Annotated in this window: 22 protein-coding genes; 7 read left to right on the top strand and 15 right to left on the bottom strand. The window is 61.3% G+C overall.

The window, feature by feature from the left end:
• Nucleotides 1–184: 184 nt before the first annotated feature.
• The 4 genes from HNR76_RS05610 to HNR76_RS05595 form a co-directional block, all read right to left on the bottom strand.
• Nucleotides 185–2,239, bottom strand: coding sequence for an Atxe2 family lasso peptide isopeptidase (locus HNR76_RS05610; RefSeq protein WP_162309896.1), 2,055 nt, complete (start codon nucleotides 2,237–2,239; stop codon nucleotides 185–187).
• Nucleotides 2,233–4,890 (bottom strand): TonB-dependent receptor, encoded by a 2,658-nt coding sequence (locus HNR76_RS05605; RefSeq protein WP_162309895.1) that lies wholly within the window; start codon nucleotides 4,888–4,890, stop codon nucleotides 2,233–2,235. Before HNR76_RS05605 ends, HNR76_RS05610 begins: the two co-directional genes overlap by 7 nt.
• A gap of 190 nt (nucleotides 4,891–5,080) precedes the next feature.
• On the bottom strand, nucleotides 5,081–6,073 hold the full coding sequence (locus HNR76_RS05600) for a FecR family protein (RefSeq protein ID WP_162309894.1): 993 nt from the start codon (nucleotides 6,071–6,073) through the stop codon (nucleotides 5,081–5,083).
• A 22-nt stretch (nucleotides 6,074–6,095) separates the two neighbouring features.
• Nucleotides 6,096–6,680, bottom strand: a complete 585-nt coding sequence (locus HNR76_RS05595; protein WP_162309893.1) for an RNA polymerase sigma factor — start codon at nucleotides 6,678–6,680, stop codon at nucleotides 6,096–6,098.
• A 906-nt stretch (nucleotides 6,681–7,586) separates the two neighbouring features.
• Here HNR76_RS05595 and HNR76_RS05585 point away from each other — a divergent pair.
• The 4 genes from HNR76_RS05585 (at nucleotide 7,587) to HNR76_RS05570 (ending at nucleotide 12,683) form a co-directional block, all read left to right on the top strand.
• Entirely contained in the window at nucleotides 7,587–8,069 is a 483-nt protein-coding gene (locus HNR76_RS05585) for a hypothetical protein (protein ID WP_162309892.1), read from the top strand.
• Nucleotides 8,070–8,127: 58 nt separating this feature from the next.
• The gene (locus tag HNR76_RS05580) at nucleotides 8,128–9,444 is read left to right on the top strand and encodes a T6SS phospholipase effector Tle1-like catalytic domain-containing protein (RefSeq protein WP_162309891.1); all 1,317 of its coding nucleotides are present in this window, start codon (nucleotides 8,128–8,130) and stop codon (nucleotides 9,442–9,444) included.
• Nucleotides 9,431–11,743: an AAA family ATPase gene (locus HNR76_RS15285; RefSeq protein ID WP_211373158.1), complete on the top strand. Its 2,313-nt coding sequence runs from the start codon at nucleotides 9,431–9,433 to the stop codon at nucleotides 11,741–11,743. The genes HNR76_RS05580 and HNR76_RS15285 overlap by 14 nt, the downstream gene beginning before the upstream one ends.
• A 118-nt stretch (nucleotides 11,744–11,861) precedes the next feature.
• On the top strand, nucleotides 11,862–12,683 hold the full coding sequence (locus tag HNR76_RS05570) for an HNH endonuclease family protein (protein ID WP_211373157.1): 822 nt from the start codon (nucleotides 11,862–11,864) through the stop codon (nucleotides 12,681–12,683).
• A gap of 16 nt (nucleotides 12,684–12,699) precedes the next feature.
• Here the strand turns inward: HNR76_RS05570 and HNR76_RS05565 are convergent, their stop codons facing one another.
• The 7 genes from HNR76_RS05565 to HNR76_RS05535 form a co-directional block, all read right to left on the bottom strand.
• Nucleotides 12,700–14,022 carry an LA2681 family HEPN domain-containing protein gene (locus HNR76_RS05565; protein ID WP_162309889.1) on the bottom strand — a complete coding sequence of 441 codons (1,323 nt, stop codon included), beginning with the start codon at nucleotides 14,020–14,022 and terminating at the stop codon, nucleotides 12,700–12,702.
• Nucleotides 14,023–14,113: 91 nt separating this feature from the next.
• Nucleotides 14,114–14,878, bottom strand: a complete 765-nt coding sequence (locus HNR76_RS05560) for a DUF6602 domain-containing protein (protein WP_162309888.1) — start codon at nucleotides 14,876–14,878, stop codon at nucleotides 14,114–14,116.
• A 9-nt stretch (nucleotides 14,879–14,887) separates the two neighbouring features.
• Nucleotides 14,888–15,793 carry a CBASS oligonucleotide cyclase gene (locus HNR76_RS05555; RefSeq protein ID WP_162309887.1) on the bottom strand — a complete coding sequence of 302 codons (906 nt, stop codon included), beginning with the start codon at nucleotides 15,791–15,793 and terminating at the stop codon, nucleotides 14,888–14,890.
• Nucleotides 15,793–16,296 (bottom strand): HORMA domain containing protein, encoded by a 504-nt coding sequence (locus HNR76_RS05550; RefSeq protein WP_162309886.1) that lies wholly within the window; start codon nucleotides 16,294–16,296, stop codon nucleotides 15,793–15,795. The genes HNR76_RS05555 and HNR76_RS05550 overlap by 1 nt, the downstream gene beginning before the upstream one ends.
• Nucleotides 16,293–16,766, bottom strand: coding sequence for a hypothetical protein (locus HNR76_RS05545; protein ID WP_162309885.1), 474 nt, complete (start codon nucleotides 16,764–16,766; stop codon nucleotides 16,293–16,295). The genes HNR76_RS05550 and HNR76_RS05545 overlap by 4 nt, the downstream gene beginning before the upstream one ends.
• Nucleotides 16,763–17,692: an AAA family ATPase gene (locus tag HNR76_RS05540; RefSeq protein WP_162309884.1), complete on the bottom strand. Its 930-nt coding sequence runs from the start codon at nucleotides 17,690–17,692 to the stop codon at nucleotides 16,763–16,765. The genes HNR76_RS05545 and HNR76_RS05540 overlap by 4 nt, the downstream gene beginning before the upstream one ends.
• A 19-nt stretch (nucleotides 17,693–17,711) precedes the next feature.
• Nucleotides 17,712–17,933: a DUF2188 domain-containing protein gene (locus tag HNR76_RS05535; protein ID WP_162309883.1), complete on the bottom strand. Its 222-nt coding sequence runs from the start codon at nucleotides 17,931–17,933 to the stop codon at nucleotides 17,712–17,714.
• 210 nt (nucleotides 17,934–18,143) lie between these two features.
• Between HNR76_RS05535 and HNR76_RS05530 the strand changes: the two genes are divergently transcribed.
• Nucleotides 18,144–19,046, top strand: coding sequence for a BrxR family helix-turn-helix transcriptional regulator (locus HNR76_RS05530; protein WP_162309882.1), 903 nt, complete (start codon nucleotides 18,144–18,146; stop codon nucleotides 19,044–19,046).
• A gap of 73 nt (nucleotides 19,047–19,119) precedes the next feature.
• Nucleotides 19,120–20,475 carry an AAA family ATPase gene (locus HNR76_RS05525; RefSeq protein ID WP_162309881.1) on the top strand — a complete coding sequence of 452 codons (1,356 nt, stop codon included), beginning with the start codon at nucleotides 19,120–19,122 and terminating at the stop codon, nucleotides 20,473–20,475.
• A gap of 87 nt (nucleotides 20,476–20,562) precedes the next feature.
• Here HNR76_RS05525 and HNR76_RS05520 read toward each other — a convergent pair whose 3' ends face one another.
• Genes HNR76_RS05520 through HNR76_RS05505 form a run of 4 tightly spaced genes read right to left on the bottom strand, consistent with a single transcriptional unit; the run spans nucleotide 20,563 to nucleotide 22,996 of the window.
• A complete protein-coding gene (locus tag HNR76_RS05520) occupies nucleotides 20,563–20,868 on the bottom strand; it encodes a helix-turn-helix domain-containing protein (RefSeq protein WP_162309880.1) in 306 nt (101 codons plus the stop codon).
• Nucleotides 20,869–20,906: 38 nt separating this feature from the next.
• The gene (locus tag HNR76_RS05515; protein WP_162309879.1) at nucleotides 20,907–21,227 is read right to left on the bottom strand and encodes a helix-turn-helix domain-containing protein; all 321 of its coding nucleotides are present in this window, start codon (nucleotides 21,225–21,227) and stop codon (nucleotides 20,907–20,909) included.
• Entirely contained in the window at nucleotides 21,227–21,580 is a 354-nt protein-coding gene (locus HNR76_RS05510; RefSeq protein WP_162309878.1) for a type II toxin-antitoxin system RelE/ParE family toxin, read from the bottom strand. Before HNR76_RS05510 ends, HNR76_RS05515 begins: the two co-directional genes overlap by 1 nt.
• Nucleotides 21,581–21,583: 3 nt before the next feature.
• The gene (locus tag HNR76_RS05505; RefSeq protein WP_162309877.1) at nucleotides 21,584–22,996 is read right to left on the bottom strand and encodes a tyrosine-type recombinase/integrase; all 1,413 of its coding nucleotides are present in this window, start codon (nucleotides 22,994–22,996) and stop codon (nucleotides 21,584–21,586) included.
• A 945-nt stretch (nucleotides 22,997–23,941) separates the two neighbouring features.
• Between HNR76_RS05505 and HNR76_RS05500 the strand changes: the two genes are divergently transcribed.
• The gene (locus HNR76_RS05500) at nucleotides 23,942–24,229 is read left to right on the top strand and encodes a DUF3247 family protein (protein WP_162309876.1); all 288 of its coding nucleotides are present in this window, start codon (nucleotides 23,942–23,944) and stop codon (nucleotides 24,227–24,229) included.
• Nucleotides 24,230–24,244: the final 15 nt, after the last annotated feature.

Below are 24,244 nucleotides of genomic sequence, written 5' to 3'. Positions count from 1 at the left end.
CCCGCTTTCTGGTAAGACATCCACCGCTACTTAAGTTCAAAGAGTGAAAACTCGCAGCAGTCACGATTCCCAGCATGCCGAAGCCGGCCTACCACGATCTTGAGCTCCGCTCGTGAGCAACCTCCTCGTTGATGAAAGAGGCAGAAATGGAACAGCGGCTGCAGATATCTAGGCCACTTGAACTCTACAAGCCGGCCTCCTCCTTCAGCTTCGACCATCGCTCATACTGTTCGGGGTCAATCGGGTCTTCGTAGCGCGCATCGAGCAGCCAGTATTTGAACCACTGCACATTGCGTTGATACAGAGCAAGCCTATGCGCCGGTTGCCACTTCAAATGGAACTCTCCGGGGAAGACGTGCATCTCGACCGGCCTCCTTTGCTCCCGCAGCGCGGCGAACGTGTCGATTCCGCAAGGAAGATCATATTCGGACACTTGCACGAGAATCGGTGTTCGAACGCGATCGGCGTTGAGGGCGATCGCTGCAGGTTTCCAATAGGCGTGCGCGTCGGCGTCAGTCAAGCCTTTCAGCCCCCATTTCTCCCGAAACACGTCGGCGCGTGCGGGGCCGCCCAGCGCCATGTAGCAAACCGGGCTATTGAAGGAACTGATGCTGGCGGCGGCGTACTTGTCGCTATTCGACAGCGCCCATTCCACCGTTGAAGCTCCATTAGAAAGTCCCGTTACCGCGACCCGATCTGGATCTGCGACGCCCAATGCGACCACCTTCGCAATGCCGGCTTCCAAAGCGGAATTGACGCTACGGCGATCGCTCCAATCTACATTGTTCGCGTGAAACCAGGCGTCCAAGGTCTCGAAATCAAATCCGTTGGGTTCAGCAGGACGGTCGAAGCTGAGTACGGCGAAGCCAGCCTGAGCGAAGAGCTGGATTGGATACTCATCACCGGTTCCGCCCCTTAAAAAACCGCGGGTGCGATAAGTCGTGACGATAAGGGGGTGCCTCTGTCCGGATCGATGCCCCGGCGGCAACACCAGGTCCCCGAATGCTTCAAGGCCGAGATCATTGGTCCACTCCAGGCGTCGCGCGGGTTGCAAGGTTAAAGCGGCGAATTCCGGATTGGCGTCGAACAGCGTCGAGATTGTGCCAGTCGCAGGATCAATCCGGACGATGTGAGACGGGATTGTGGAAGCTTCGCGAAGGCACAGTAGTTCGTCTCCCGCCGGTTGGCAGTGAGAAATCCGATCGGAGGTCTCAAAGACCTTTGAGACCTCGGCGGACCCGGGACGCCAGCGGTAAAGCGCCTTCCCTCCCCCTGCCCAGCCCTCGTTTCGCAGAAAGCGAACTTCGCGGCCGTCCAGACTTGGCCACACCGCCTGGACGCCAGTCCTGCATTCGTCGGCCAGACAGCGCGTCTCACGGTCGTTGGCGTCGATCGCCCACAAAGCGCCATCCCGCATGAACATCGTCGGCTCAAGCCAGGCGCGCCTTCCGCCCGAGGCGACGTTGCCGTCAACCCCGCTAACCGCGCGGGTGAGCAACGCGGCTTCGTCGGGGAGCGCTTCCCGAATGATTGGCTCAGCGAGATCTAGCGCGAATACCTCGGCAGGCGCCTGGAGCGGCCAAGGCGGTGTTATGGCCTTCACGAACCGCTCATCGTAGAGGAATCCAGTTCGTGCCTCCGCGCCTATTCTCTCGCGCTCCCGTAGAATCTCGGGCCGAGTGGAATAGACGATTGTCTTTCCGTCATCGGACCAGGAGAACCTCTCGATGTCAGTTTCTGACATCGTCATTTGTCGTGCCGGCGCGGCGCCGGTGGCTTGTACGATCCAAAGTTGATCGACGCCGTGGCTACGCTTGTGAAATGCGAGCGATGTTCCATCGGGCGACCACCGGGGAATGCTCGGCTGTAGGCCACCGTCAGGATAGGCGGAAAGGCCGAAGTCGGCGTAGCCCGATATCCGGACGTCACCCCCGACGTCTAACTGGATCGCACGTCCGCCATCGGCTAGGTCGAGAACGTATAGGCCAATGCAGTAGGTGTTGGTTTGCGCATCGGCCGTCCGCAATTCAAAGGCGGCACGCTTCCCGTCAGGGGAAACGGTCGGTGGTCCAATGTCCCTTATGCGGATCAGGTCATCGGCAGTGACCGGCCGCCGTTCACCCTGAACGATTTCGGGCGGGGCGAGCCAATCACAGACTTCTGCGTGCGCCACGCTAGGCGCAATGCCGACTAGAGCCGCGAACACCGGCGCGACGCGCATCCGGCCGCGGATCACCACGACTTCCCTAACGTGAAGTTTACGACGCGACCTAGCGCGGAATGGTTGGCCAAGTCGTATGGAACGGCAGTAGCGCTCGTTGTGCGCATTACGCGCGGGCGCGTGTTGAACACATTGAGCGCCGACACCGCGAGTTCGAGTCCGCCCAAGATCCCGCCTTCGTTCGGGAAGGCATAGCGTGCAGTGAGGTCAACGGTCGTCAGCGGGTCCAGCAGGTCCTCAGGCTGGAAACGACTATCGCGGAGCGAGCTCATGTAGTTGACGGTCGCGTTCGCGGCGGCGCCGTCTTGCGACCACGTCACTCCACCCCTGATGCGCCAATGGGGCGGGTTGAAAACCGTCCCCGCGCGGTCAATCGGCTCCGCGCCGGGAAGGAACGTCTGCGTGCTTTCGAGATAGGTGCCGATGAGCGAAAGCGTAAATTGCCCCACTCGTTCCGTTTCGATGAGATGGTCGACGAAGACGTCCACGCCTTCGATGTCCTGCCGCGCCGCATTTAAGTAGCGGCTGTCCACGATGGCAAACACGGCGGCTGGATCATAGGACAGCGGGATTCCAAGCTGGAGGCCGAGTGGAGCGATAGATGCCGCGTCCGCGATTTCTTGAGTCGTTGGATTGTAGGTGACGATCTGCTGGAGACCTGGCGTCGTGAACACCGTCACGAGGGACGTCACTGGTGACACCACCCGGTCCTTGTACCGGATGTTGTAGTAGCTCGCTCCGATCTTGCCGCCGTTGAGGAGCGCCGGACGCGCGTCCGCCGAAACGCTCCAGGTGGTCGCGTTCTCGGTTGTCAGGTCCGAATTCCCACCTCCGAGCATTATGACTGTAGCCCCAGGGGTCGTTACGCCGAAGAAGTTGGCTGGATAGACATAAGCGCTTGGGATGCGAAATTGCTCGTAAAGCGTCGGCGCCTTGAACGACCTTCCCCAGCTGCCCTTGATTTCGATCGCATCGCTAATCCCGACGATGACGCCCACCTTTGGGGTCGCTAGGTCATCTCCCCGGCCGTAATCCTCGTACCGAAGCGCGCCCGTGATCGTAAGACGGGACACGATGCTGTCATTCGCCGGCAAAATGACCGGAATCTCCAGTTCGCCGAAGCCATAGTAGCTGTCGCGGCTGTTCGAAAACTCGCTGAGGCTCGTGGTCGTGGTCGCCGTAACTACATCGAGGCTTTGATCGAGATGGGCCGAGCGATATCCGCCGCCCAAGGCGACCCGGATCAGATTGCCGTTGAGTCGGCCGAGGCTCCCAGTGGCGGAGACCTCTAGGACCTTGGTCGTGTTGTCATACATCGCCAAGGCTGTGTCGCGCAGGCCGCCATTGTTGAAGGCGCGATCATTACCCTGCCGCTTGTCCCCTGCATATGTGCCGGAGACATTCAGGTCCCAGGCATCGCTTAGACTGATATCAAGCTGCGGAGAGACGACGAAGGATCGCGTTTCGGCTTCGGCAATCGCGCCGAAGAAGGTGGGCGGCGACGCAACGGAGAAGGCGCTCGCGGTCCGCGTGTCCCGATCGTTCAGTATTGCATCTATCGACACGCCGATCAGAGGGGAAACCTGATGATGCGCGCTGGCGAGGGCGGTGCGCTGGACATTCCGGGGATACAATGTCTGGTCACCGTCAAGCGCGCTCGTGAAATCTCGATCGGCTGCGTCGACGGCGGTGTTCCTGGAAAAGTCCAGTGCAAGCAGCACGCCGCCCGAATTCCATGTCGTACCGGCGACACCGCTGTACTGCTGCTGCGTAAAGCCGCCGTCTGTAGCGGTTCCGAGACGTGCCGTCGTGTGTAGCCCGTCAAAGTCTCGCAGCAGGATAATGTTTGCAACGCCCCCCACGGCGTCTGACCCATAGAGCGCCGATGCGCCATCCGCCACGACCTCCACGCGATCAACTGCGGCAAGCGGTATCGAGGACACGTCAACCGCCTGGTTTGCGCCGTTGTAGGCCAGCCGTCTGCCGTTCAGGAGCGTCAAGGTCGCGTCCGAGCCCAGCCCGCGCAGGTTGAAGGAACTGCCGCCGCCGTTATTCTGCTCTGGGTCCACCACACCTGGGTTTTGGCCGCCGGCAAAGCTCTGAGGCAGGCTGCGGGCTACTTCACCCAGATTGTTCTGGCCGGCGGCGCGCATTTGCTCTTGAGTTTGCACGATCACAGGAGATGCGACCGCAGCACCGCGGATCCGGGTGCCGGTGACGGTTAGTCTTTCCAAATCTTGGACTTCGGTTTCCACCGATTGCGTGCGTGCCGGGGTATTGCGTACAGCGGCCTGCGGTTGCGACGTGACTGGGGCAGCGCCCTGCCGGATCACCACAGTAGTGTCATTGACGAATCCCCATTCGAGGCCGCTACCGGCAAGCAATCGCTGCAGAGCTTCGCGCCAAGTCTGCTGGCCGGAAACGGCCGGTGCACGCTTACCGCGCACCAGTTCGGCCGGATAGATGATCTGCACCTTGCTCTGACTGGCGAGTTGGTCCAGCGCGCTGGCCAAGTCCCCGGCGGAAATGCTGTAGGCCTGCAGCGCATCGTTACGCTGCGCCCAGGCCGGCGTGGTACACGTGGCCAGCGCCAGCAGCAGCGCGCTACACAGCTTCTTCGGCATCGGCGCCGGGCGTTGCCGGCGCACGTTCCCCTTTCGTGCCTTCATCGATGACTCCCCAGTGTCAGGTGTGGTGCCGCCCGCCCACTTGAATGGCGCAGTGCGGAGTGCCCACCTGCTGATGCAGGGGAACGAACAATCCCTACCTCCGGATCGAATGGGGGCAATCGCATGCCTGCCGTGCGCACCCTCACCCCCGCCCCTCTCCCGCTCGCGGGAGAGGGATACTCCCGGGCAGTCACTTGCGGCGGAGCACGATCTCATCGGGGACGCTGCGGTCGACCTCGATCGGCCAGCCATATTCGAGCGAGAGCAGGAACGACTGCTGGTCGCTCGGCTTGAAGCTGCCGCTGATCTCGAGTCCGGCCAAGCCAGGATCGGCGAGGCGCAAGGGTGACTCGGTGTAGCGGTTCATCTCGGCGAGCAGCCGCGCCAACGGCCATTCGCGCACGACCAGGGTGCCCTCGGTCCAGCCGCGGGCGCTGGCCAGGTCAGTCTCGGCCAAGCGCTCGCGGGGGCCAAGGCCGCCGCCGGACAGGATGGCGATGCGTTCGCCGGCCTGCAGCGTCACCCGGTCGCCCTCGCCTCCGCGGCCGGCGACCACCACCTCCCCTTCCAGCAGGGTGACGGCGCTGGCGTCCTCGGCCAGCCGCACCTGGAACTGGGTGCCGGTCGCGGTGACGGTGGCGTCGCCCACGCGGACCACGAACGGCCGCCGCGGGTCCGCCTGCACCTGGAAGTCGGCTTGGCCCTGCTGCAGGACGAGCCCGCGTTCGCGCCTGCCGTACCGCACCTGCAGTTCGCTCTGCGTGTCCAGCACCACGGTGGAGCCGTCGTCCAGCTGCACGGTGCGCTGTTCGCCCAGCGCGGTGGCATGGGCGACTGCGGGCACCTGCTCCGGCATCCACCACAGGCGGTAGCCGATACCGACGGCCAGCATCAGGCAGGCGGCAGTGGCCAGCGCGGGAAACGCGCTTCGAAGCAGCGACGGTTCGGGCGGCAGTCTGCGGGCGCGGTGCAGTACGTCGCTCAGGGCCGGATCCTGGACCATCGCGGCACTGCGCTGCCACACGCTTTCCACCGCCCGGTAGGCGGCGGCGTGCGCGGGATCGGCATCGCGCCAGCGTTCAAAGGCGTCGCGCTGGGCGTCGCCGCCTTGCGCCGACTGCAGGCGCACGAACCATTGCTGTGCGGCCGTGCGGACTTCCGGTGGGATGGCTCCGCTGTTCATGGGCTTCGGTCCATCGGTGTCTTCATGAAGATGCATCGGAGGCCCAAACCCCTGCCCTCTCGCACAGGATGGCCAGTGCCTTGGTGAGGTGTTTCTCGACGGTCTTCACGGAAATGCCGCAGCGGCGGGCGATCTGCGCGTGGCTGAGGCCGTCCACGCGCCTGAGCACGTACACCTGCCGGCAGCGCGGCGGCAGTTCCAGGATGGCGGCGCGCAGCCACTCATCCTGCTGGTGCTGCGCCGGCGCCGGCGCGGGGTCGGGCAGTTCCACGCCTTCCAGCGGCACGTGATCGCCAACGTGCCGGGTCTGGCTGCGGCGGTACTGCTCGTTGATCAGGTTGCGGGCGATGCGGAACAGCAGCGGCCGCCAGGCCGAGGCAGGCTCGCTGTCGCGGTAGCGCAGCAGCCGGGTCAGGCTCTCCTGGGCCAGATCGTGCGCGTCCTCGTCGTTGGGCACGCGCAGTCGCAGGAACTGCAGCAGGCACGGCTGCTGGTCGCGCATGAAGGCCTCGAACTCCTGCGCCACGTCGTCGTTCGCGCACGGGGCGTCCGCGGGCACATCCCGGAGCAGTTCGATCTCGACGATACCGGTGTAGCCGTGCGTCATGGGCCGGTCGATCACAGCAGTGCGACACACGAATCTTTAACCGGCAGGGGAGCGGGACGCAAACGGTGGCTTGGGCAGCATCGGGGCTGTCGACAGGGCATTAAGCTGTTAATGCAGGACGATGCGGAAACCCTACCCTGCCTGTCGGAAACGGCACGGAACGGGCCTGTTGGGCTGTCGGGTCTCGGCCTACTCGTCGACTCCATGCTGCGATGCGGCATGGTCGTGCGGCGACCAGTGCGGAAAGCCCCGGCAGAATCCCCTCGCCCAGAACACGCGGCTGCCGCGAACGTTGGCAACGAGCGGCTGGCCGGGCTGCCTCTCGATTACGGCTCGCGGGTGTTGTGTAGCAGCGCGCAGCGGTCGCTGGCGAGCCGCACACTGCGGAGGTAGGTACCCCCCGAGACGCGCTGGCCGTCCGCAGCCAGGCGATGCCTCAGGCCAGTTTCGGCGGCGATGGATCCGGCTGCGGTTTCCGGTGCGCGACTGCCCAGGATGGCGAGCGTGCGAGACGAACTTCGGTCACTGCGTGGCCGCTCCCGCGGGTCGGGCCACAGGCAGAGGTCGTCTTCGCTGCGGCAGTTCATCGCTGCGGCTTCGGCAAGGCCGAGGCAACGTCGGCGCAGGCCGTAGTAGCGTGGCACGGCAAGGTGCCGCAATTAGTGCCGTGACCGTGCCGCCAGCGGCACGTCGAGCTTCAAGGCGCGTGCCGCGCAAACCCGTGTGCAGACCTAGATTTAGACGCGGCATGGTGCCGCGTCCTTTTACCTTGCCTTACAACCAAATGTCACTCTACAACGTAAGCGTAAGGTCGCCTCACCTTGTGTCCGCTGCCAATTTCCTATTTCCAGGACGAAGAAGGACGCGTCCCCGCAATGGGCACGAGCCTCGTATGCGTTCTGAGTGATGCACGCCGAAGCGCAGCGCGGAAGCAGGCTAAACGCCACGGAATACGCGCTGGCGCACCATCTTCTGGTGCGCCGGATGCGACGCGAAGCCCGCAAGTTTCGCAACGCGCTGCAGGTCGATGACTGGCGCGACCTGATGCATCCGAACGTCCGGAATGGCGTCCGGCCGGCGGCACAAATAAGGCAAGAATTAAGGCAAGTCGACCCCCGACCCAACCGTCCGTCGGACAGCGACCCGGTGGCGCCGCTGGTGCAGGGGCAGCGGTGCCGGTTCACCGAAGCGAAAAAGCTCGCGAACGTGGCCGAGCGCCACCCGCTTGAGTCGGACCTCGTGGCCATCAGGATGCTCGACACGCGGAAGGGGCGCGGCCCACGCCCGCCGACCCCAAGTCGGCCTCCCATGTTGGTTCGCACAGGCTTGCATGCGATCTTAGGGTCCATTCTGGGACTGTCGTTGAGGCAGAAAACGCAGATATCGTAATGGTGATGCCCGAGGCACGGCGAGATCAGGCAAAAGGTACGAATAGAGGGGGTGAGAGGTGGCAAAGAATATCGTCATCTGTTGCGACGGGACCGGCAACGAGATCGGCACCACGATCTCGAACGTGCTCAAGCTCTATCGAGTTCTTGAGAAAAGTAATCGTCAGCGTGCCTACTACAACCCCGGAGTAGGCACGATCGGGCATCAGAATGCCTGGCAGCGCTTTCGCCAGAAGGCAAGGGCGGTATTCGGGCTCGCAACCGGGTATGGCCTCGACGACGACGTGTTGGGTGCTTACCGCTTTCTGTGCCAAACCTATGAGAAAGGTGACCGGATCTGGCTGTTTGGATTCAGCCGTGGCGCCTATACCGTCCGTGTCCTGGCGGCCTTCCTGCATGTGATCGGTCTGCTGCGACCGGATCAGTCCAACCTTGCCGGCTATGCGTTTGCCGCCTACAAGAGATCGAGTGGCAAGAGTGAGGCAGATGCAGGTCCCCGAAGCCCCGAGAACAACATGGAATCGACGGCTCCGGTCAGTGCAAACAGTATGGCGCTGGCCGAAGCCTGGCACTTAGGCCGCGTGAGCGGCGCACGCACCGTCAGAATCGAATTCGTCGGCGTCTGGGATACCGTGGCCTCCGTCATCGTGCCGCGCGCGGATCGGCTGCTTCCGGACTTGCAGACGCTGAGGTTCACGCGCACCAACTCCAGCGTGAAACGTTTCCGCCAAGCGATCGCGATCGACGAGCGACGCAGGATGTTCCGACTGAATCGCTGGATCGAACCGCAAGTTTATCGATCCAACCCGTTCGACCCCGATACCGAGGTTGCCCAGGACATCCGGCAGGTGTGGTTCGCCGGAGTCCATGCCGACATAGGGGGCGGCTATCCCGAGGAAGAGAGTGGCCTGTCCAAGTTTCCACTTGCATGGATGATCGAAGAGGCCCATGCGCACGGGCTCCACGTCAATCGGGCCATGGTCAATCACCTGGTCCATGGCGCACCACGAAAGGGAAGCCTCCACAGCTATGTGCCTCCAAGCGAAACGGCCCCTCTGCATCAATCGATGAACATGGCCTGGCGGATCCTCGAATGGCTGCCGAAGCGCGACAGATGGCCGGAATGGGACGAACGGCACAGCATTCTCGGCTGGTATCTTCCTAGGTCGGAGCCTAGGGCGATGCCCGACGACGCGCTCGTCCACCGTTCGGTGGAGAAGCGAATCGATGCGGGCATTGGCTACCGTCCGATCAATCTGCGCGGGAACTACCGATTCATCGATAGCGGGTCACCGGTCACGGACGGTGGGAATTTGGAGCCATCGGCGGGTAGCGATGCGCTGGGGGAGCAAGGAGAAGACGATGCAGAAGTATGAAAGGGGAAGCGAGCCGCCACCTCCCGGGCTGCAGCGACCGAAGGTACAGCGATCACGTGAAATGATGCGCGAGTTCATGCATTTCGGTGCCGACAAGCGCGGACAAACGAGCGCACCTCTGCTGGATGACGCCCTGCACGATTCCAGCATCATGGAGGCGCTGCACCGGCTGTTCCGTGGGCGCTGCGCCTTCTGCGAGGCCGCAGATTCCACCCGCCCGTATCGATTCAGGCCCGCCGCCGAAGCGCTTCCTTTTCAGCAAACCGACCAAGGGCATCTCTACTATGTCTGGCTTTCGGACGCATGGGAAAATCTCTATCCGATCTGCGAGTACTGCAGCCCGAAGGAATCCAACTATTTTCCTGTGCGCGGTTCCCGCGCCCCGCTTCCAACTCATGAAGACATCGACCGTTATGTCAACGAGGGACTGGGAGTTTGGCGCAACTACCCCATCCGAGAGAATTACCAGCTGCTCGATCCCTGCGAATCTAAGGACTTCTATCGCAGCATGAGAGCCCAGTGGAACGGGGAGCTGACCGCGCTCTCCCACCGCGGCCACGAGACCATCAATACATTCAACCTAAATCATCCGTATCGGGTGCGCCAACGTCAGGCTCGCTATGCGGAATACTATTCCAGACTCGTCGAAGCCCTGACCGCAAGTCGTTCGCGCGGCGGCATCGCCGAGCTGTTCGACTTTCCCAGCCTGGAGTTCGGCGGAACTTGGTACATTCTGCTGCGAAGGCTGGCCGCCTTCATCGGCAGCGACAAGGGGCCGAAGCCGATCCTTTCCCCGGCTCGGATCGTCCGGCTCTATTCGCCCCTGTACGGTGGGAAAAGAACCGAGGAGCATTTGCAGCGGGCGTTGGCGCTCCTGCAACAGGAGGATGAACGCGGCCCCGATATCGAGCCGATACGCACAATTCCACGCCCAGGTGTCGCCCGTCTCAAGGAAGTCCGGCTGACCAATTTCAAGGCCATCGAACGCCTCCTGCTGAGCATGCCGGAAGCCGTCGACGGATCGTCAAACTCAGAATCGATCAAGCCCGTGCCGTCGCTATTGGTCCTTGGAGAGAATGCGACAGGCAAGAGCTCGATTCTCGAAGCAATTGCCCTGACCTTGGTGGACGATCCGGCACGGAAGGGGCTAGGACTGGCTGCACGAGACTATGTGCTCAATCCTTCTTACATGGGCGCCGAGAACGTCGTTTCTCCGACTTCAGCCGAAGTCATCGTGACACTCAGCGATGGCGCTACACGCACTCTGACGATCAATGAAGGTCGGATGACCACCAGAGATGGCCCGAGTTTTGAGACGTTGCCCGTGTTCGCCTACGGCGCATTCCGGCACTATCAGCATAAGCAGCGACAGCACGCGGCGGATCGGACAATCCGCAACTTGTTCGATGGCGGTCTGCTCGGCAACCCGCAAGCCTGGTTGCTGACCTTGAACGATGCCCGCTTCGCGATGGTAGTACGGACATTACGAGGGATCCTGTCGATCGACGGGGAATTCGAGGTCATCGTACGGGATCTTCAGGCCAGACAATGCTCGGTGGTGACGGCGACTCAGGATCGGAACGGCAACACTGTTCTGAACCGAACGCCGCTAAGCGCCGTGTCCTCAGGTTTCCGGTCGGTACTGGCAATGGCTTGCGATGTCATGCAATGCCTGATGGATCCTCGCGTGTATCCCGGGTTCGAAACCTTTGTTTCTGCACGCGGCGTTATCCTGATCGACGAAGTGGAAGCCCACCTCCATCCACGCTGGAAGATGCAGATCATGTCCAGCCTGCGTCATGCCTTGCCCGGTATGACCTTCGTTGCCACGACCCACGATCCGCTTTGCCTGCGGGGCATGGGAACCGGCGAAGTTTCCGTCCTTCAGCGTATCGCCAGCGTCGACTACCAGGATCCGACCCAACTCCCGGTGTTTGTGGAGCAACTCGTCGACCTCCCCAACGTCGAGCAGTTGGGAGTCGAACAGTTGCTGACCTCAGATTTCTTTCAGCTCTTTTCTACTGATGAGCCCAAGTTCGAAGATCGCCTAGCCATGATCGCCGATCTCCTGGTGAGACGTCGCAAAGAGCCGTTGTCGGTCACTGATGAGAGGATCGTCACTGAGTTCCAGCGCGACATCGCCGACGCGCTACCTATCGGAACCTCCGAAGCACATCGGCTCGTCCAGGAGGCTGTCGCACTGTTCCTCAAGGAGCGCCGCACGGCGTCCGAGGCGAGGATGCATGAGCTGCGCACAGACACCAGGAACCGTATTCTTCAGATACTGCGAGAGGTCTGACATGCGGAATGTCTCAAGGGGCGACGATCCAGCTCCGGCATCACTCGGCGTAAAGAACAGAAATGGACTAACCGAGCTCGATCGCGTTCGCGCGCACCTGCAAAGTCCCGCGTCGGGGGTGGCGTTTCCGTTCAAGGCGTACAAGCACGACGAGGTCAAGCGTCGGCTCGACGCCATTTTTCACGGGAAGTGCGCTTATTGCGAAACGTTTTACTCGGCATCTGCACCGGTCGACGTCGAGCATTTCCGCCCCAAGGGCTCGGTAAGCGAGGATCCCGCGCATCCCGGCTACTGGTGGATCGCCATGGCATGGGACAACCTGTTGCCAAGCTGCATCGACTGCAACCGCAAACGGAAGCAGCATATGGTGGCGAGCTCGGCCAGCCTGACGGAGCTGCGCGAAAACATGAAACGGCAGCCGTCCACCCAATCAGGGAAGCAGGACAGCTTCCCGATCAAGGATGGCTCGCCGAGACTTCAACCGGAAGACGTTGTCTACACGGCAGAGCAGGCGCTCCTGCTCAATCCGTGCGTGGACGTACCGAGGGATCACCTGGAGTTCGTGTTCGACGGGACTCCGCCCGTCAGCCTCGTCGTGCCGCGAGCCGATCCCGATCCGAGTGAGCGTGGCGCCGTGTCGATACAGGTCTATGGCTTGAATCGCCTTGGCTTGGTCCAGGAACGCACGCGGGTCCTTCGCCATCTGGAATTCCTCGGTGACCTTGTGCTCGAACTCGGCGAACTCATCGATCAGCTCGCGCAGCCGGTGGTAGTGTCCGCTCTGGCTGGAACGCAGGCTGGCACCGTGGCGCAGCGCCTGCAACTGCTACTCGATCGTACGGTCACTGAGATGAAAGCCATGGCGTCACCCACGCAGCCCTACTCCGCCATAGCGGAAACGTGGTTAGCGGCGTTTGCAGAGAAACTCGATCGCGGCTGAGCAAGCAGAACCCACATTAGTCCAGCCGCTTCCACTTGTCCTCCCAGACAGGAAGGATCATGGGCACGCTGATCATTTTGCTCCCTCGTGTCTCGAACCGCCGCTTTTCCTCGACGTGTATACCGAGAGACAGATAGATGATTGCGGCCCGCGACAGTTTCAGCTGGCGCAGCGTCTTGGTGATCAGGTCGGTGATGGAGATGTCGAAGATTCCGGACTCTGATGCCTCGACCGAATTCGGAGACATGGATCGCAGGAAACCATCGTGCACGGAAACGAATTTGTGTTCCATGTGATTCCGTAGCTCATACAGCTCTCGCGCATCAGGCTCGGTCACCTCCCGAACGCCTTCTTCATGGATGTCTTTCGAAAGCCAGAACAGGCCGCGCAGCGGCCAGTTCGCCAATCCGTCCAGAGACGGGTGCAACGTCTTCCCTTTGCCTTTGACGAACCAGAGGTTCCGGAAGTTCACCTGTCGATCCGGGATCCCGAGGTTCAGGTAGTCGTTCAACAGGAAGGCCACCTTGTCGAACACCGCATATGCGCCGCGAAACGCCATCTTCATCCGTTCCACCGCGAATCCGAGCGTCGGGTAGTCCAACGTGTTGTAGAGCAGCACGCCTCGATCCGAAAAGTGCACGCCGGCGGAGTTCATGCCTTCGTACAGCGCGTAGCGGGCAGCACAGAACTCCTGCTTGATAAGGTTGAAGTGGCGAATGACCGCAGGCGGTCCCGGCCCTTCGTCCATGCCCGCGGAGATTGAAGGCAGCATCGACTCAAAAGCCGCAATCATCATCACGGCATGATGTCCCGGATCGTAGAGCGAACCGGCGTAGTACCCCAAGCCAATTCCGCGATTTCCCCATGCCATCGCGAATCGCGGCACGGACGCCAGCGCTCGGTCCCAGTACTCGATGGCCTCTATGAATCGCCCGGTGTGATTCAGGACATTGCCCAGGTTGGTGTGGATTTGCGCGCGTTCGACCGGGTCGAACTTCGCGAAACCTGGATGTCCCAATGCCTTACGCAGCTCCAGTATCTCCCCATCGATGTGCTCACTCTTCCACAGCCACGCGCTACAGTCCGGCGAAGCCCGGCGCTTTGCACTCCAGATGTTGGCGCGAAAGTAGTGAGCCCGGCTGACATCCCGATCCGGCAGGCCCCTCTCCGCGAGTTGGGCCAGGAGACCGTCGGCATGATCCAGTGCCGCGGACGATCGCTCATCGCCACCCATGTCGATGATCGTGCCAATCAACTGCATGGCCTTGCCATCGGGCAGATCACCGATCCGCCTGCGCATCAGTGATTCCAGATTCGGCGCTCGCTGCTTGTTCGTCATGTGGCATCAGCGTTTTGTTGGAGCGGTGAACGCCGGCGCTCCTTCAACCGGCCTCGCGCTTCACGCTCGGTATGCGACGGACGGAAAATCTTCAGGGACGGATGATGCGGCTGTATGCCGCCCAGTCAATTGCGGGAACCGTGCCAAGAGACTGCAGGCGCGCCAGCAGCCGGAACAGAAAATACATCAGCGCGCCTTGTTCGTTGGCAATCGAAAGAACCCCTTCGTAGCGATCAAAGCAGCCGCGATCGAGTGCCACGCCGCAATCGAGCATGGCGTCGGGATCGGCCGAGAGATTGCGCTCGAACGCCTCACCGAGCCCGTCAGCCCAACTGACATCGGGGGCTAGGATCCCGGCGAGGATGCGGAAATGCGGTTTGGGTTCGTAGGTGCCGCCCGCGTGGGCAATCGTCACCGACGTCCGATGCATTGCGCGGACGGAAGCGGCCTTTTTCTCCGCGTAGTCGAGGTAGTCCTTGTTGATGGTCGGCTTACATTCGAAGACGGCATACACCGCTTCGGCAGGGATATACCGATGGCTCTTCTGATCGAGCAAGGTGGGCGTGAAATGACGGTCGAAGATCACCAGGTCGATCTGCTCGCTACGATTCCCCCGACTGTCGATCACGATCCCGGTGGCAACGTCGTAACGGTTCGGCAGATACTTCCGGAACAGATCTGCCCAATGCTCCTCGTTCACCGAGCCCATCACGCCGCCATGACTGATGGACTGGGAGGCCAGCTTCATGGTCGCAGCCAGGTTCGATTGCACCTGCTCGAATGCCTGCCTCATCCAGGAAACGTCTCCCTGCGGAGCGTTCAAGGCAGTCTTCGACGTATCGGTGTCTGTCGTCATCGGTGGACTTCAGGTCAAGGGAAACTTCGGTCCAAACAGGCTCCGCCATGCTTTCAAGGCATCGCCGTTTCGCCCCTTGCGAACAAGGTCAATTGCATCGGAGGCTTGGCGGCTGGCAGTACGGAGCAGGTCACGCGCCCGCTGCTTCCGGGCAGCGTCCATGCCATCGCTGATCGGCGACCCGAGCCCCGCGGGGTCTGGCCATTCGTCTGTTATCCGGTCGGCGAGCGTGGCAAACAAGGCCTGCATCTCGTAATCGAAACGCCCACCCCAACCGCCGTGGAGAACCTGCAGGGCCATGACCTCGATCAGGAACGACGGCTTGACCGGCTTGTCCGTGCCGTGATTGGGGTTGTTGTTCCAGTACTTGACCATCCGCACGAGGCCTTTCCATTCGCCGTCGTAGTTGCCGTTCGCCTCGGTGGCCTTCTCGGCGTGGATCTTCGGATTGGTCTTCATCCATTTCCCGGTGTCGGCGTTGGGGATCTCGTAGTCACTCCCTGCCGTGAAGGCCGGTACGACGTCCACGCTTACCACTCGGTGGTCGGTATTGTCGTCGGCATCGACGACCACGCCAAAATCCACGCACACCGAACGCCCCTGCTTGCTGACTGCGTTTTCGCCGTACTTGTCGACCAGCGCGTCATAGAAGTCCTGGAGGACGACGCTGGGCGTCTTGTCACGATACTTCGCCCGCTGCGAGTCTGCCAGGACGAAGAAGATGTCGATGTCCTTGAGGGGCTTGGTCTTGGTATGGCGACGATAGGAGCCGGTGAGAAAATCATCGGCAATCGTGAATCGCGACCGGATGTGTTCGCGCACTTCGGTGTGCCGCTTGCTGGCGTTCTTCTGCTCGCGCTCATTGAGTTCGAGCCGGCTCTTGAACTTGCGGAAAGCTTCCTCGATGGTCAGCATCAGGCTGTCCTCCAGTAGGCGGCATTCGCTCCGAGGCCGCTGTGCTCAATTGTCGAGCCCAGGCTCTGCCGAACCAGCCCACTGGTTGACCGGTAGCTCCCCGGACCCCAGCCCGGGACATCCGGCCGCCCGGGCTTGTTGTGCAGCAGGACGCTGTACTCGGCATCCGCCGGTGCGATACCGGCCTTGCGGATGTGGTAGCGCAACTGCTCGGTATCGGTATAAAAATTGCCTTCGCCGCCCGCCGCCCACTGATAAACGATGTCGACGTCCCAGCGCAGCACGAGGGCATTGGTGTAGGGGTTGAACACCTCCAGGACCACGCGTTCGAGGTGTTCACTGTCCAACCACGTACGCATGGCGCGGTGGATGCTCTCCCACTCGTCGACCAGCTTGGACGGATCCATGCCGCTCAAGCGGATGATGTCCTTGAGGCTCTTGAGCACGTTGTCGGCGACGTAAGTGACCGAGTGCGTACGGGTATAGGCGGCTACGGTCGTCATGTCTTCATGAATCCTTCTACATCCACGACAAACCGTGCGGTGGCGTTGCTGGCGGTCGACGTTTCGATCGTTTCGTTTCTATCGCGGGCCACGACTCGCGCGGACTTGGCTCGCAAAGCCGCCGTCACCCACGCCAAATCCTCGGCATCAACCGGCAGGGACACCTGCCACTCGCCCTTCAGCGGGTCGAAACCGAGCGCGGCCTCGTTGCCATTCGATTCATCCAGCGCATCGTCGTCGTAATGGCAGTAGATGCGCGTGCGCGGACCATCGCATGTCACGATGATGGGCACGTCCCGTGGTCCCTGGTCGGCAATCACGCTGCTGGCCACGCCGGCGACAGCCACCAAGTCCGGCCGAGCCGCCCCGCCACTCGCGCTCGCGGTGAGCAGAGCGACGATGTCGGCCCAGGTTTGGCGGGCATCGCGATGAGGCGTGCTGCGAAAGTCACGCCGGGCTACGGTGCTCACGGGCGCTCCTTGTCGGGACGACGCGAGGCCTGCGCTTGGGCGACTGCGGCCTGCAGGTCCGGGAGCGAGAGTTGGTTGGGATCGAGCGCGGTCTCCTTGCGCATCGCCATCGCGCTGACGACGAGTTTGCGGATGGCGCGGCCGTCCAAGCCCACCGCCGCGCGCGCCACCTTGGCGAGCCCGTCCGCCCGGGTGAGCTTGCTCACCATAGGGAACTTCTGCGCGATCGCGTCGAGGCAACTGCCCAGGATTTTCGCGACCGCGTCGGGACCCGGCAGCGGGACGTCGACCACTAGGTCGCAGCGGGAGGTGAACGCGTCATCGATCGCCTGCGGGAAATTGCTGGTGGCGATGAAGAGCAGGTTGGGATGCGAGGCGGCAAGAGCATCTAGTTGCACGAGCACCGCATCGGTGGCGCGGTGGATGTCCACCGGGTTGGCCTCCAGGCTGAGCTTCGCGCGATCAGCCGCCAACGTCTCCACCTCGTCCAACAACACCACGGTCGGGCCATTGGCGGCATGTTCGGCGATGGTCTGCGAGAACAATTCGGAAACCGCGCGTTGGGTTTTGCCCATCGCGGAACTGGTCAGTGCGTGCGGATCCACTTCGACGAGACGAAACCCTTGGCCGGGCGACTTGAGTACGGCAGCGAGCTTGCTCGCAAGGCCTCGTGCCAACGACGTCTTTCCCGTGCCCGGCAGGCCAACCAGCAGGATGACGCCGTGCAGCGGCACGTCGTTTCGCGAGATGTTCGGACGCAGGGTGTAGTTCAAGATGGCCTGCGAGAGCAGGCGATCCTTGAGCTGGGGCTCGACAATGATGCTGTCCCACAGCGCGGAGAGCTCGGCATCGGGCAGCGCATGGACAGCATGGATGCCGCGCGGGAGATCGACAGGCGTTACAAGGTGCAAGGCAGGATTTTTCATTGTCTCCGGTCTCGGTGGGTCAGCCCTTCGGCGGGAAGGGGTCGTTGCCGTAACTGTCACGGGCCCGAATGCGACCGTTCTCCCCGTGGATAAGGATCTCGACCCCATCGCGGCGGGCGCGGGCGCGTCCTGCCTGAGTCGCATCGCGCTGTGTCGGGTGAACCGAGGACGCCCGGTCGTTGCCCTCGATGCGCACGGCCCAGCCACTGTCGTGCGGCACAACATGAACGTTCTTACCCACGTCCTTCTCCAATTTGTTAAAAGCTGCGGATGAGAAACCTGACCCAGCATATGGGGCCACATACACACACGACCACAAGATTTAGCGGTAAGGAAGTATGCTGGCACTCTCACCTATCGACTGCCAATTTAACACTAGTCTGAACCGGAGTCAAGAAACTTTAATTTTAGAGTTCATTCATACTACTTTCTTTCCACCGCCCCCTCTGACATGACTGACGCCCCTCCCCTCGCCGCTCTTCTTGCTACACGTACTTGGAGCCAGCGCCAGCGCTACGCCTTCATCGAGAACCGGCTGTATTGGGAAGGAGAGGTGACCCGCACCGATCTAATGTCGCGCTTCGGCATCTCCGCCCCGCAAGCCTCAGACGACATCGCGAAATATCTCGATTTGGCACCGGGGAATTTGGAGTACGACCGGGTCAAGAAGGCATTCGTTGCCACGCCACGATTTAGGCCTCATGTCACGGTGCCTGACGCACGCCAATACCTAACCCAGCTGTTGCTGCTCGCCGACGATGCGATCGACTCGAGCGAGTCCTGGTTGGGTCACACGCCTATGCATGCGGTGATGCCGCGCGTGCGACGCCGACTAGACAACCAGACTCTGCGACCGGTCGTCTCGGCAATCCGGCAACGCCGAGCAATTGAAATCCACTACCAGTCCATGTCCACGCCAGAACCTATCCTGCGATGGATTGCTCCACACGCCCTCGTCTATGACGGTGCCCGCTGGCATGCGCGAAGCTGGTGTTTCAATCGGTCGACGTTTACCGATTTCGTCCTAGCGAGAATCTTGTCGATCGGTGACAGTCGCCCATCTAACACCGATCCCGCGATCGATCGCGAATGGCAGGAGATGTTCACGATGCGACTGGCCCCGCATCCAGACCTGTCGGACTCCCAGCGCCAAGCCATTGAAATGGACTATGGAATGACAGATGGATCCGTCGGAATCCAAATGCGATTGTGCATGACTTGGTACTTTGAACGTCATTACGGACTCGACATTCCCACCAAATTTCTTCCAGCGTCCCGACGGCAAATCATCTTGCAGAACCGCGATGAGTTGGACGCGCTTCGTGCATCCTGTGGACCGAAAGAACGAGCCTGATGGTACCCGCCAAACTATCCGGAGCTGTGCGCTACTCCGCCCAAATAGGGACTGAAAGCCCTGAGGTACTGCAATGATCAAAGCTATTCACTCACTCACGCGCCGAGAGTTCATTCTCGCACTCAATGGAGTCAGTCGACATTCCTATCCGATCGAGGATTTGAAGCACCTCAAAGGTCGTGAAGTCCAATTGCAGAAGATCGAACAGGCCGTGCTGACAAAGGGCCGGCACGTCTTTGTTTTCGGTGAGCGAGGAGTTGGGAAGACATCGTTGGCAAAGACAGCGGGCAAGACGGGCGCTCACTCGCCCCGAGAATTTCGACAAATTGGGTGTGCCGCCGGCACGTCATTTGAGGAAATTCTCCGTCAGATCATCGAGGCATATGGCTCCGATAAATTGACACAAGTCGAAAGGACAAAAGGATGGTCCTTCTCGCTCAAGGACTTTGGGTTCAAGAATCAGCAACTTGTTCGCCAAGATGCACCAAAGCTTTCCGCCTCGACAGCGGCTGACATTCTGGCAAGTCTCGATGAAGACGATCCCTTTGCAGACGGTCGTATCTTCGTAATAGATGAAATGGACAAGCTCGAAGACAAATCAGTTAAAGAAGCCTTCGCGGACCTAATCAAATTGATCGGTGATCGCGCGTGTCGAACAACAATCATCTTTACAGGAGTAGGCAGAGATTTTCGAGAAATCCTTGGACATCATCCGTCTAGCTACCGTCATCTGCTGCAGATCCCGCTGGAACGGCTCGATTACAACCCTGCTCTTGACATCATCGATGATGTTCTTCAACGGTTTGAACTTGGGTGGGAAGAAGAACCTACGCGCACCGCACGCTTTCGCGTGGCTGATATCGCCAACGGATTCCCCTACTACGTGCACCTCGTAGTTGAAAAGCTGATGCATGCTTTGTACGCAGATAAGGAAGCCGAGGACATTACAGCCAAGCATCTCTCCACGGCTATTGAGAATGCAGTACTAGATGTTGAGGAGGTTATACGAGCGCCTTATGAGGCAGCAGTTTCGGGAAGGTCGCGAGACATAAAGTTGGCGGTATGGGCGGCGGCTGATTCGTGGGATCTTGAACGCGGAGCAAGCCAGATTTACGCTTCTTACGTGGGAATCTGCGAACGAGTCGGACATCCTTCCCTAGAATCAAAAAAGTTCTCAGCATTGCTTGGGCGCCTCAAAGGGCCAAGCTACGGAGCCATATTGAAAGGAGGCATGAGGAGAGGTCTTTACGAGTTCACCGAGAACATCACCCGCGGCTACGTCAGATTGTGCGCCGCTGCTGACGGTGTTGAGCTTGTCGATGCTCGCTACAAGAATCCGCGTCCGGTAGTAACTGCTCAAGCCAGAGCTGCACGTAGATACATCGACCCGCGGAGCTTGGGTGGCCCTCCATCGACACTACGCCGGTAAAGAACGGAGCCGCAAGTTCAACATCGCCTTGGGCCCGCTCCTGCATCTGCGAGCTAAGGTGCTTGCCAGCTAGACTTGCCGCAGATTTCAGAGAATGATCTGCAATCCCTTGTCCGCGATCACGTTCAACAGCTTAAGCGCCGGCCCAGTCGGCTTTGTGTCGCCTTGCTCCCATTTGCGCAGGGTCGAAGCGGTAGTGTGTAGGTGTTGGGCGAACACCGGCTGGCTGAGCTTCAGCGACCGGCGCAGACGCTTGATGTCGTTGGCGCTGAACTCCCGCACCGGCGGCGGATAGATCACGTCGAACTCGCGCATCGTCACCTTGCCGATCACGCCCGCCGCGTGCAGCGTGGCTAGGTCGTTACACAGGGATTCTATGATTTTGCTCGCCACGATCGCACCTCCAATCGCCCGACTACACAGTCAGTCTTTTATGCTACGACCGCGATACCAGCCGCGTGCTTGCGGCGAGCGGGTTGCACGACAATTTCGATACGCTGGTCGAGCGACGCCAACGCCTGCATCAGTCGTTCCAGAGAAATGTTCTGCAACTTGTAGCGACGCACCTGGGACACCTTGGGCTGGGTCATGCCGGTGATGCGCGCCGCTTCCACCTGGCTGAGCCCCCGCGCGTCGATCAATTCGTTGAGCTTGACCGCGAGCGCGGCCTTAGCCGACAGATCTTCGGCATCTTCGAAGCCTAGGTCGAAGAGGACGTTGTCGGTGCCTTGGGGGTTGTCTTTGCGGGTCATCACGATCTCCCGTAGCGGGCAAGCACGGCCTTCAGCCGCTTCTCGATCAATTCCACGTCCGGCTGCGGCGTGGCGATGCCGGACTTGGACTTCTTCTGGAACGCATGCAGCACGTGCACCGCATCGCCGATCTGCACGGTGTAGACCGCGCGAAAGGCGTCTCCGCGATGATCTTCCACCAATTCGTACACTCTGGAACCAAGCCCCTTCCAGGACTTGGCCGAATCCGGTGTCCCGCCCAGTTGCACGATGAACAGCGCCACGCCCATGTCCTTCTGGACGGGAACCGGGAACGCCTTGAAATCTTTCTTCGAGGAGCCTTCCCAGTACAGCAGCTTGCGTTTCTCGGCCATAGACTATACCTGTTCGGATATAGATGGCAAGCGATCGGACGGCCGAAGCAGCGGCGCGGCAGGCCGCCGGCCGGGTTTCCGGCCACGCCGAGCCCCCGCCCTGGTGACCCGCTTTTTGGGCTTACCCCGCTTCCGGTCCGCCGCTGCCGGCTCCGCGACGGGCGGTACCGAGCGCGTACGGACGCGGCGATGGCGATGGGTTGGGCCGGCTTCGGCCTCTCCGGAGTCGGCATCCGCAGGTTTGCGCTCGATCACGGCTTTGCGGAGGGAGGCGACCTTGTCGGCGGCCTCGCGCACCGGCTCGCTCTCGGTGTGGACGTAGCGCATGAACATCGCCACCGTCTTGTGCCCGGTGAGCGCCATCCCGACCTTGACCGGGACACCCGAGTTGGCGATGTCGGTGGCGGCGCGGTGGCGGATGCCGTGCGTGCCGACGTGCGGCACGTTCGCCCGTTGCTGGATGCGCGTCCAGCCGTTGTTGTAGGTGCCCTCGGGCATCGGCTGCGCGCCGTCGTAGAGGCTCGGGCACACGTAGGGCGATCCCTCGATGCGCGGCGCGGCCGACAGCAAACGGTAGGCTTCCTGGCTCATCGGCTTGGACATGCCGCCGGTCTTGCTGTCCGGCCATGTCACCCGCCGCTGCTCGAAATCGACCCATGCCCATTCGAGCATGCGGATCTCGCACATCCGCGCGGCGAACTCGAACTGCAACCGGATCGCGAGGGTCAGCAGCGGATGCTCCAGCTCCTCGGTGTCGGCCCGATCCAGATACGCATAGATGCGGCGCAATTCGTCGTCGTTGATGTAGCGCGTCCTGCCCCGCTCCGGATACATCGGGACATGGCGGCAGGGGTTCGACCCGTCGGGGCGATAGCCCCACACTTCCGCCATGTTGAACATCTTCCTCAGGCACGCCACCACCCGGTTGGCGGTGGTCGGCGAGTTGACCATCCATGTCATCAGGCCAACTATGTCGGCGCGCGTCACGTCGGGCACCTTCATCCGGCCGAGGCGCGGCAGGATGTAGCGCTTCATGTTCTCCTTGTTCGTGGTGACGGTGCGCGGCTTGTTGCGGGGCTTGGAGTATTCCTCGATGAACGTGGTGCATAGTTCCTTGACCGTCAGCGCCTTGCGCGCCGCCTGCCTCGCCGTGCTGGGGTCGTGCCCCCTGCGGATGTCGCCTAGCCATTCCTGCGCGATCGAGCGCGCCTGATCCACGCCCAGCCCGCCGTAGCGGCCAATCACCGGCTTGCGCCGCTGACCCGCATTCGTCCGATAGTGCAGCATGAACACCTTGCGGCCCTTTGCCGTCACCTTACACAGGAATCCGGACACCACGGTGTCGCGCAGTTCGTAGTCCTTGCCCGTCACCGGTGCCTTCTCGACAACGGATTTGGTAAGCTTGATCGAGGCCATGGCACCTCCTGTTTCCCCGGAAAAATTAGGGACCACATAGGAGCCACGGCAACGACAACATCGCCGCATTTCGTCCATTCATGGCGTAAGGCTACACAGGACGAATCCGCGAAAACACCAAGCAAATCAATGCTTAGCGGGCTCCAGCGAAATTCATCCTAGTAGAATTTTCGCGGCTCAAAATCCGCCGGTGGCAACATCGTGAGAGTTCGAGTCTCTCCTTCGGCACCAATGCCCACTGTGGCGCAGGCTTCCCGGCCTGTTTGGCGTAATCCTAGCGCCCTGCGGGCTCACGGCCATGGCGGGGATGCAGGCTATGCGTCGCGAGCTGCCTCGGTCGCCACCGTCGTTTCGGCATGCTGTGGAGGATTGGAGCAAGACTCAACGGAGGAGACGCAATCCCATGCCGGAGACTGGAAACACCAAGCCCCGCATGAGCGGGGCTTGGTGAGGGCTCAGCCTCCAGGACATAAACCGGAAATGCACGTTTCGTACTTGATCATGCAGATTTCATCGGACTGCCCTTGCGCGAGGCAATGGTTGTAAATCACCAGACAAGGCTGACCACACCATGATGCGGATGCAGTTCCACCAAATACTGCCAAGGACAAGAAACCACCGACAATCAGCCTTTTGACGGCCTGCCTCATGTTGTTCTCCTTGTAATAGCCCGCTAACCAGGCAGCCCGATCCTAGTGTGGCTATCTCCAAGGTGTCTATCAGACTTTTCTTACACGTAGCTACTGCCATAAGCAATCCGGCGACGGACTAATTGTGGGTGTGATCGCGACGCCTCTTTATATCGGCGGCACGTTCCTCACATGGCATCCGATGATGTCGCCGGATGAATCCGGCTCTTAACTACCGCGAATACCGCCATCCGCCTGCACGCCGCGCTCGCGGGCCGTCGCCGATACTGGCCCGCCATCGGGACCGGGACCGGCCATGAACGCATCCCCCGAACGCCTGCTCACTACCCGCGCCGGGATCGACCGGCTCACCGCGCTGTGCACGGCCCTGGACGACGAGGAGCAGGTGCGCCTGCGCTTCGACGACGGCCTCGTGCTGGATGGCGTGGTCGCGGCGCGGCCGACGGTCCAGGTATTCCGCGACGGCGACGGGCAGGAGGGCTTCAATGCGCTGCTGCGGCTGGAGCCGCTGGCCGGGGACCATCCCTCCCGCTACCTGTGGCTCGATCGCCTGGTCGAGGTGGTCCGCCTGGGCAGCGCCTAGGCCGAAGCGGCGCGC

Origin of the sequence: Pseudoxanthomonas broegbernensis (assembly GCF_014202435.1) — a bacterium.
In the GTDB taxonomy this organism is placed as follows: Bacteria; Pseudomonadota; Gammaproteobacteria; order Xanthomonadales; family Xanthomonadaceae; genus Pseudoxanthomonas; species Pseudoxanthomonas broegbernensis.
The sequence above is the reverse complement of the archived record's forward strand: the minus strand, read 5'-3'. Positions and strand labels throughout refer to the sequence as shown.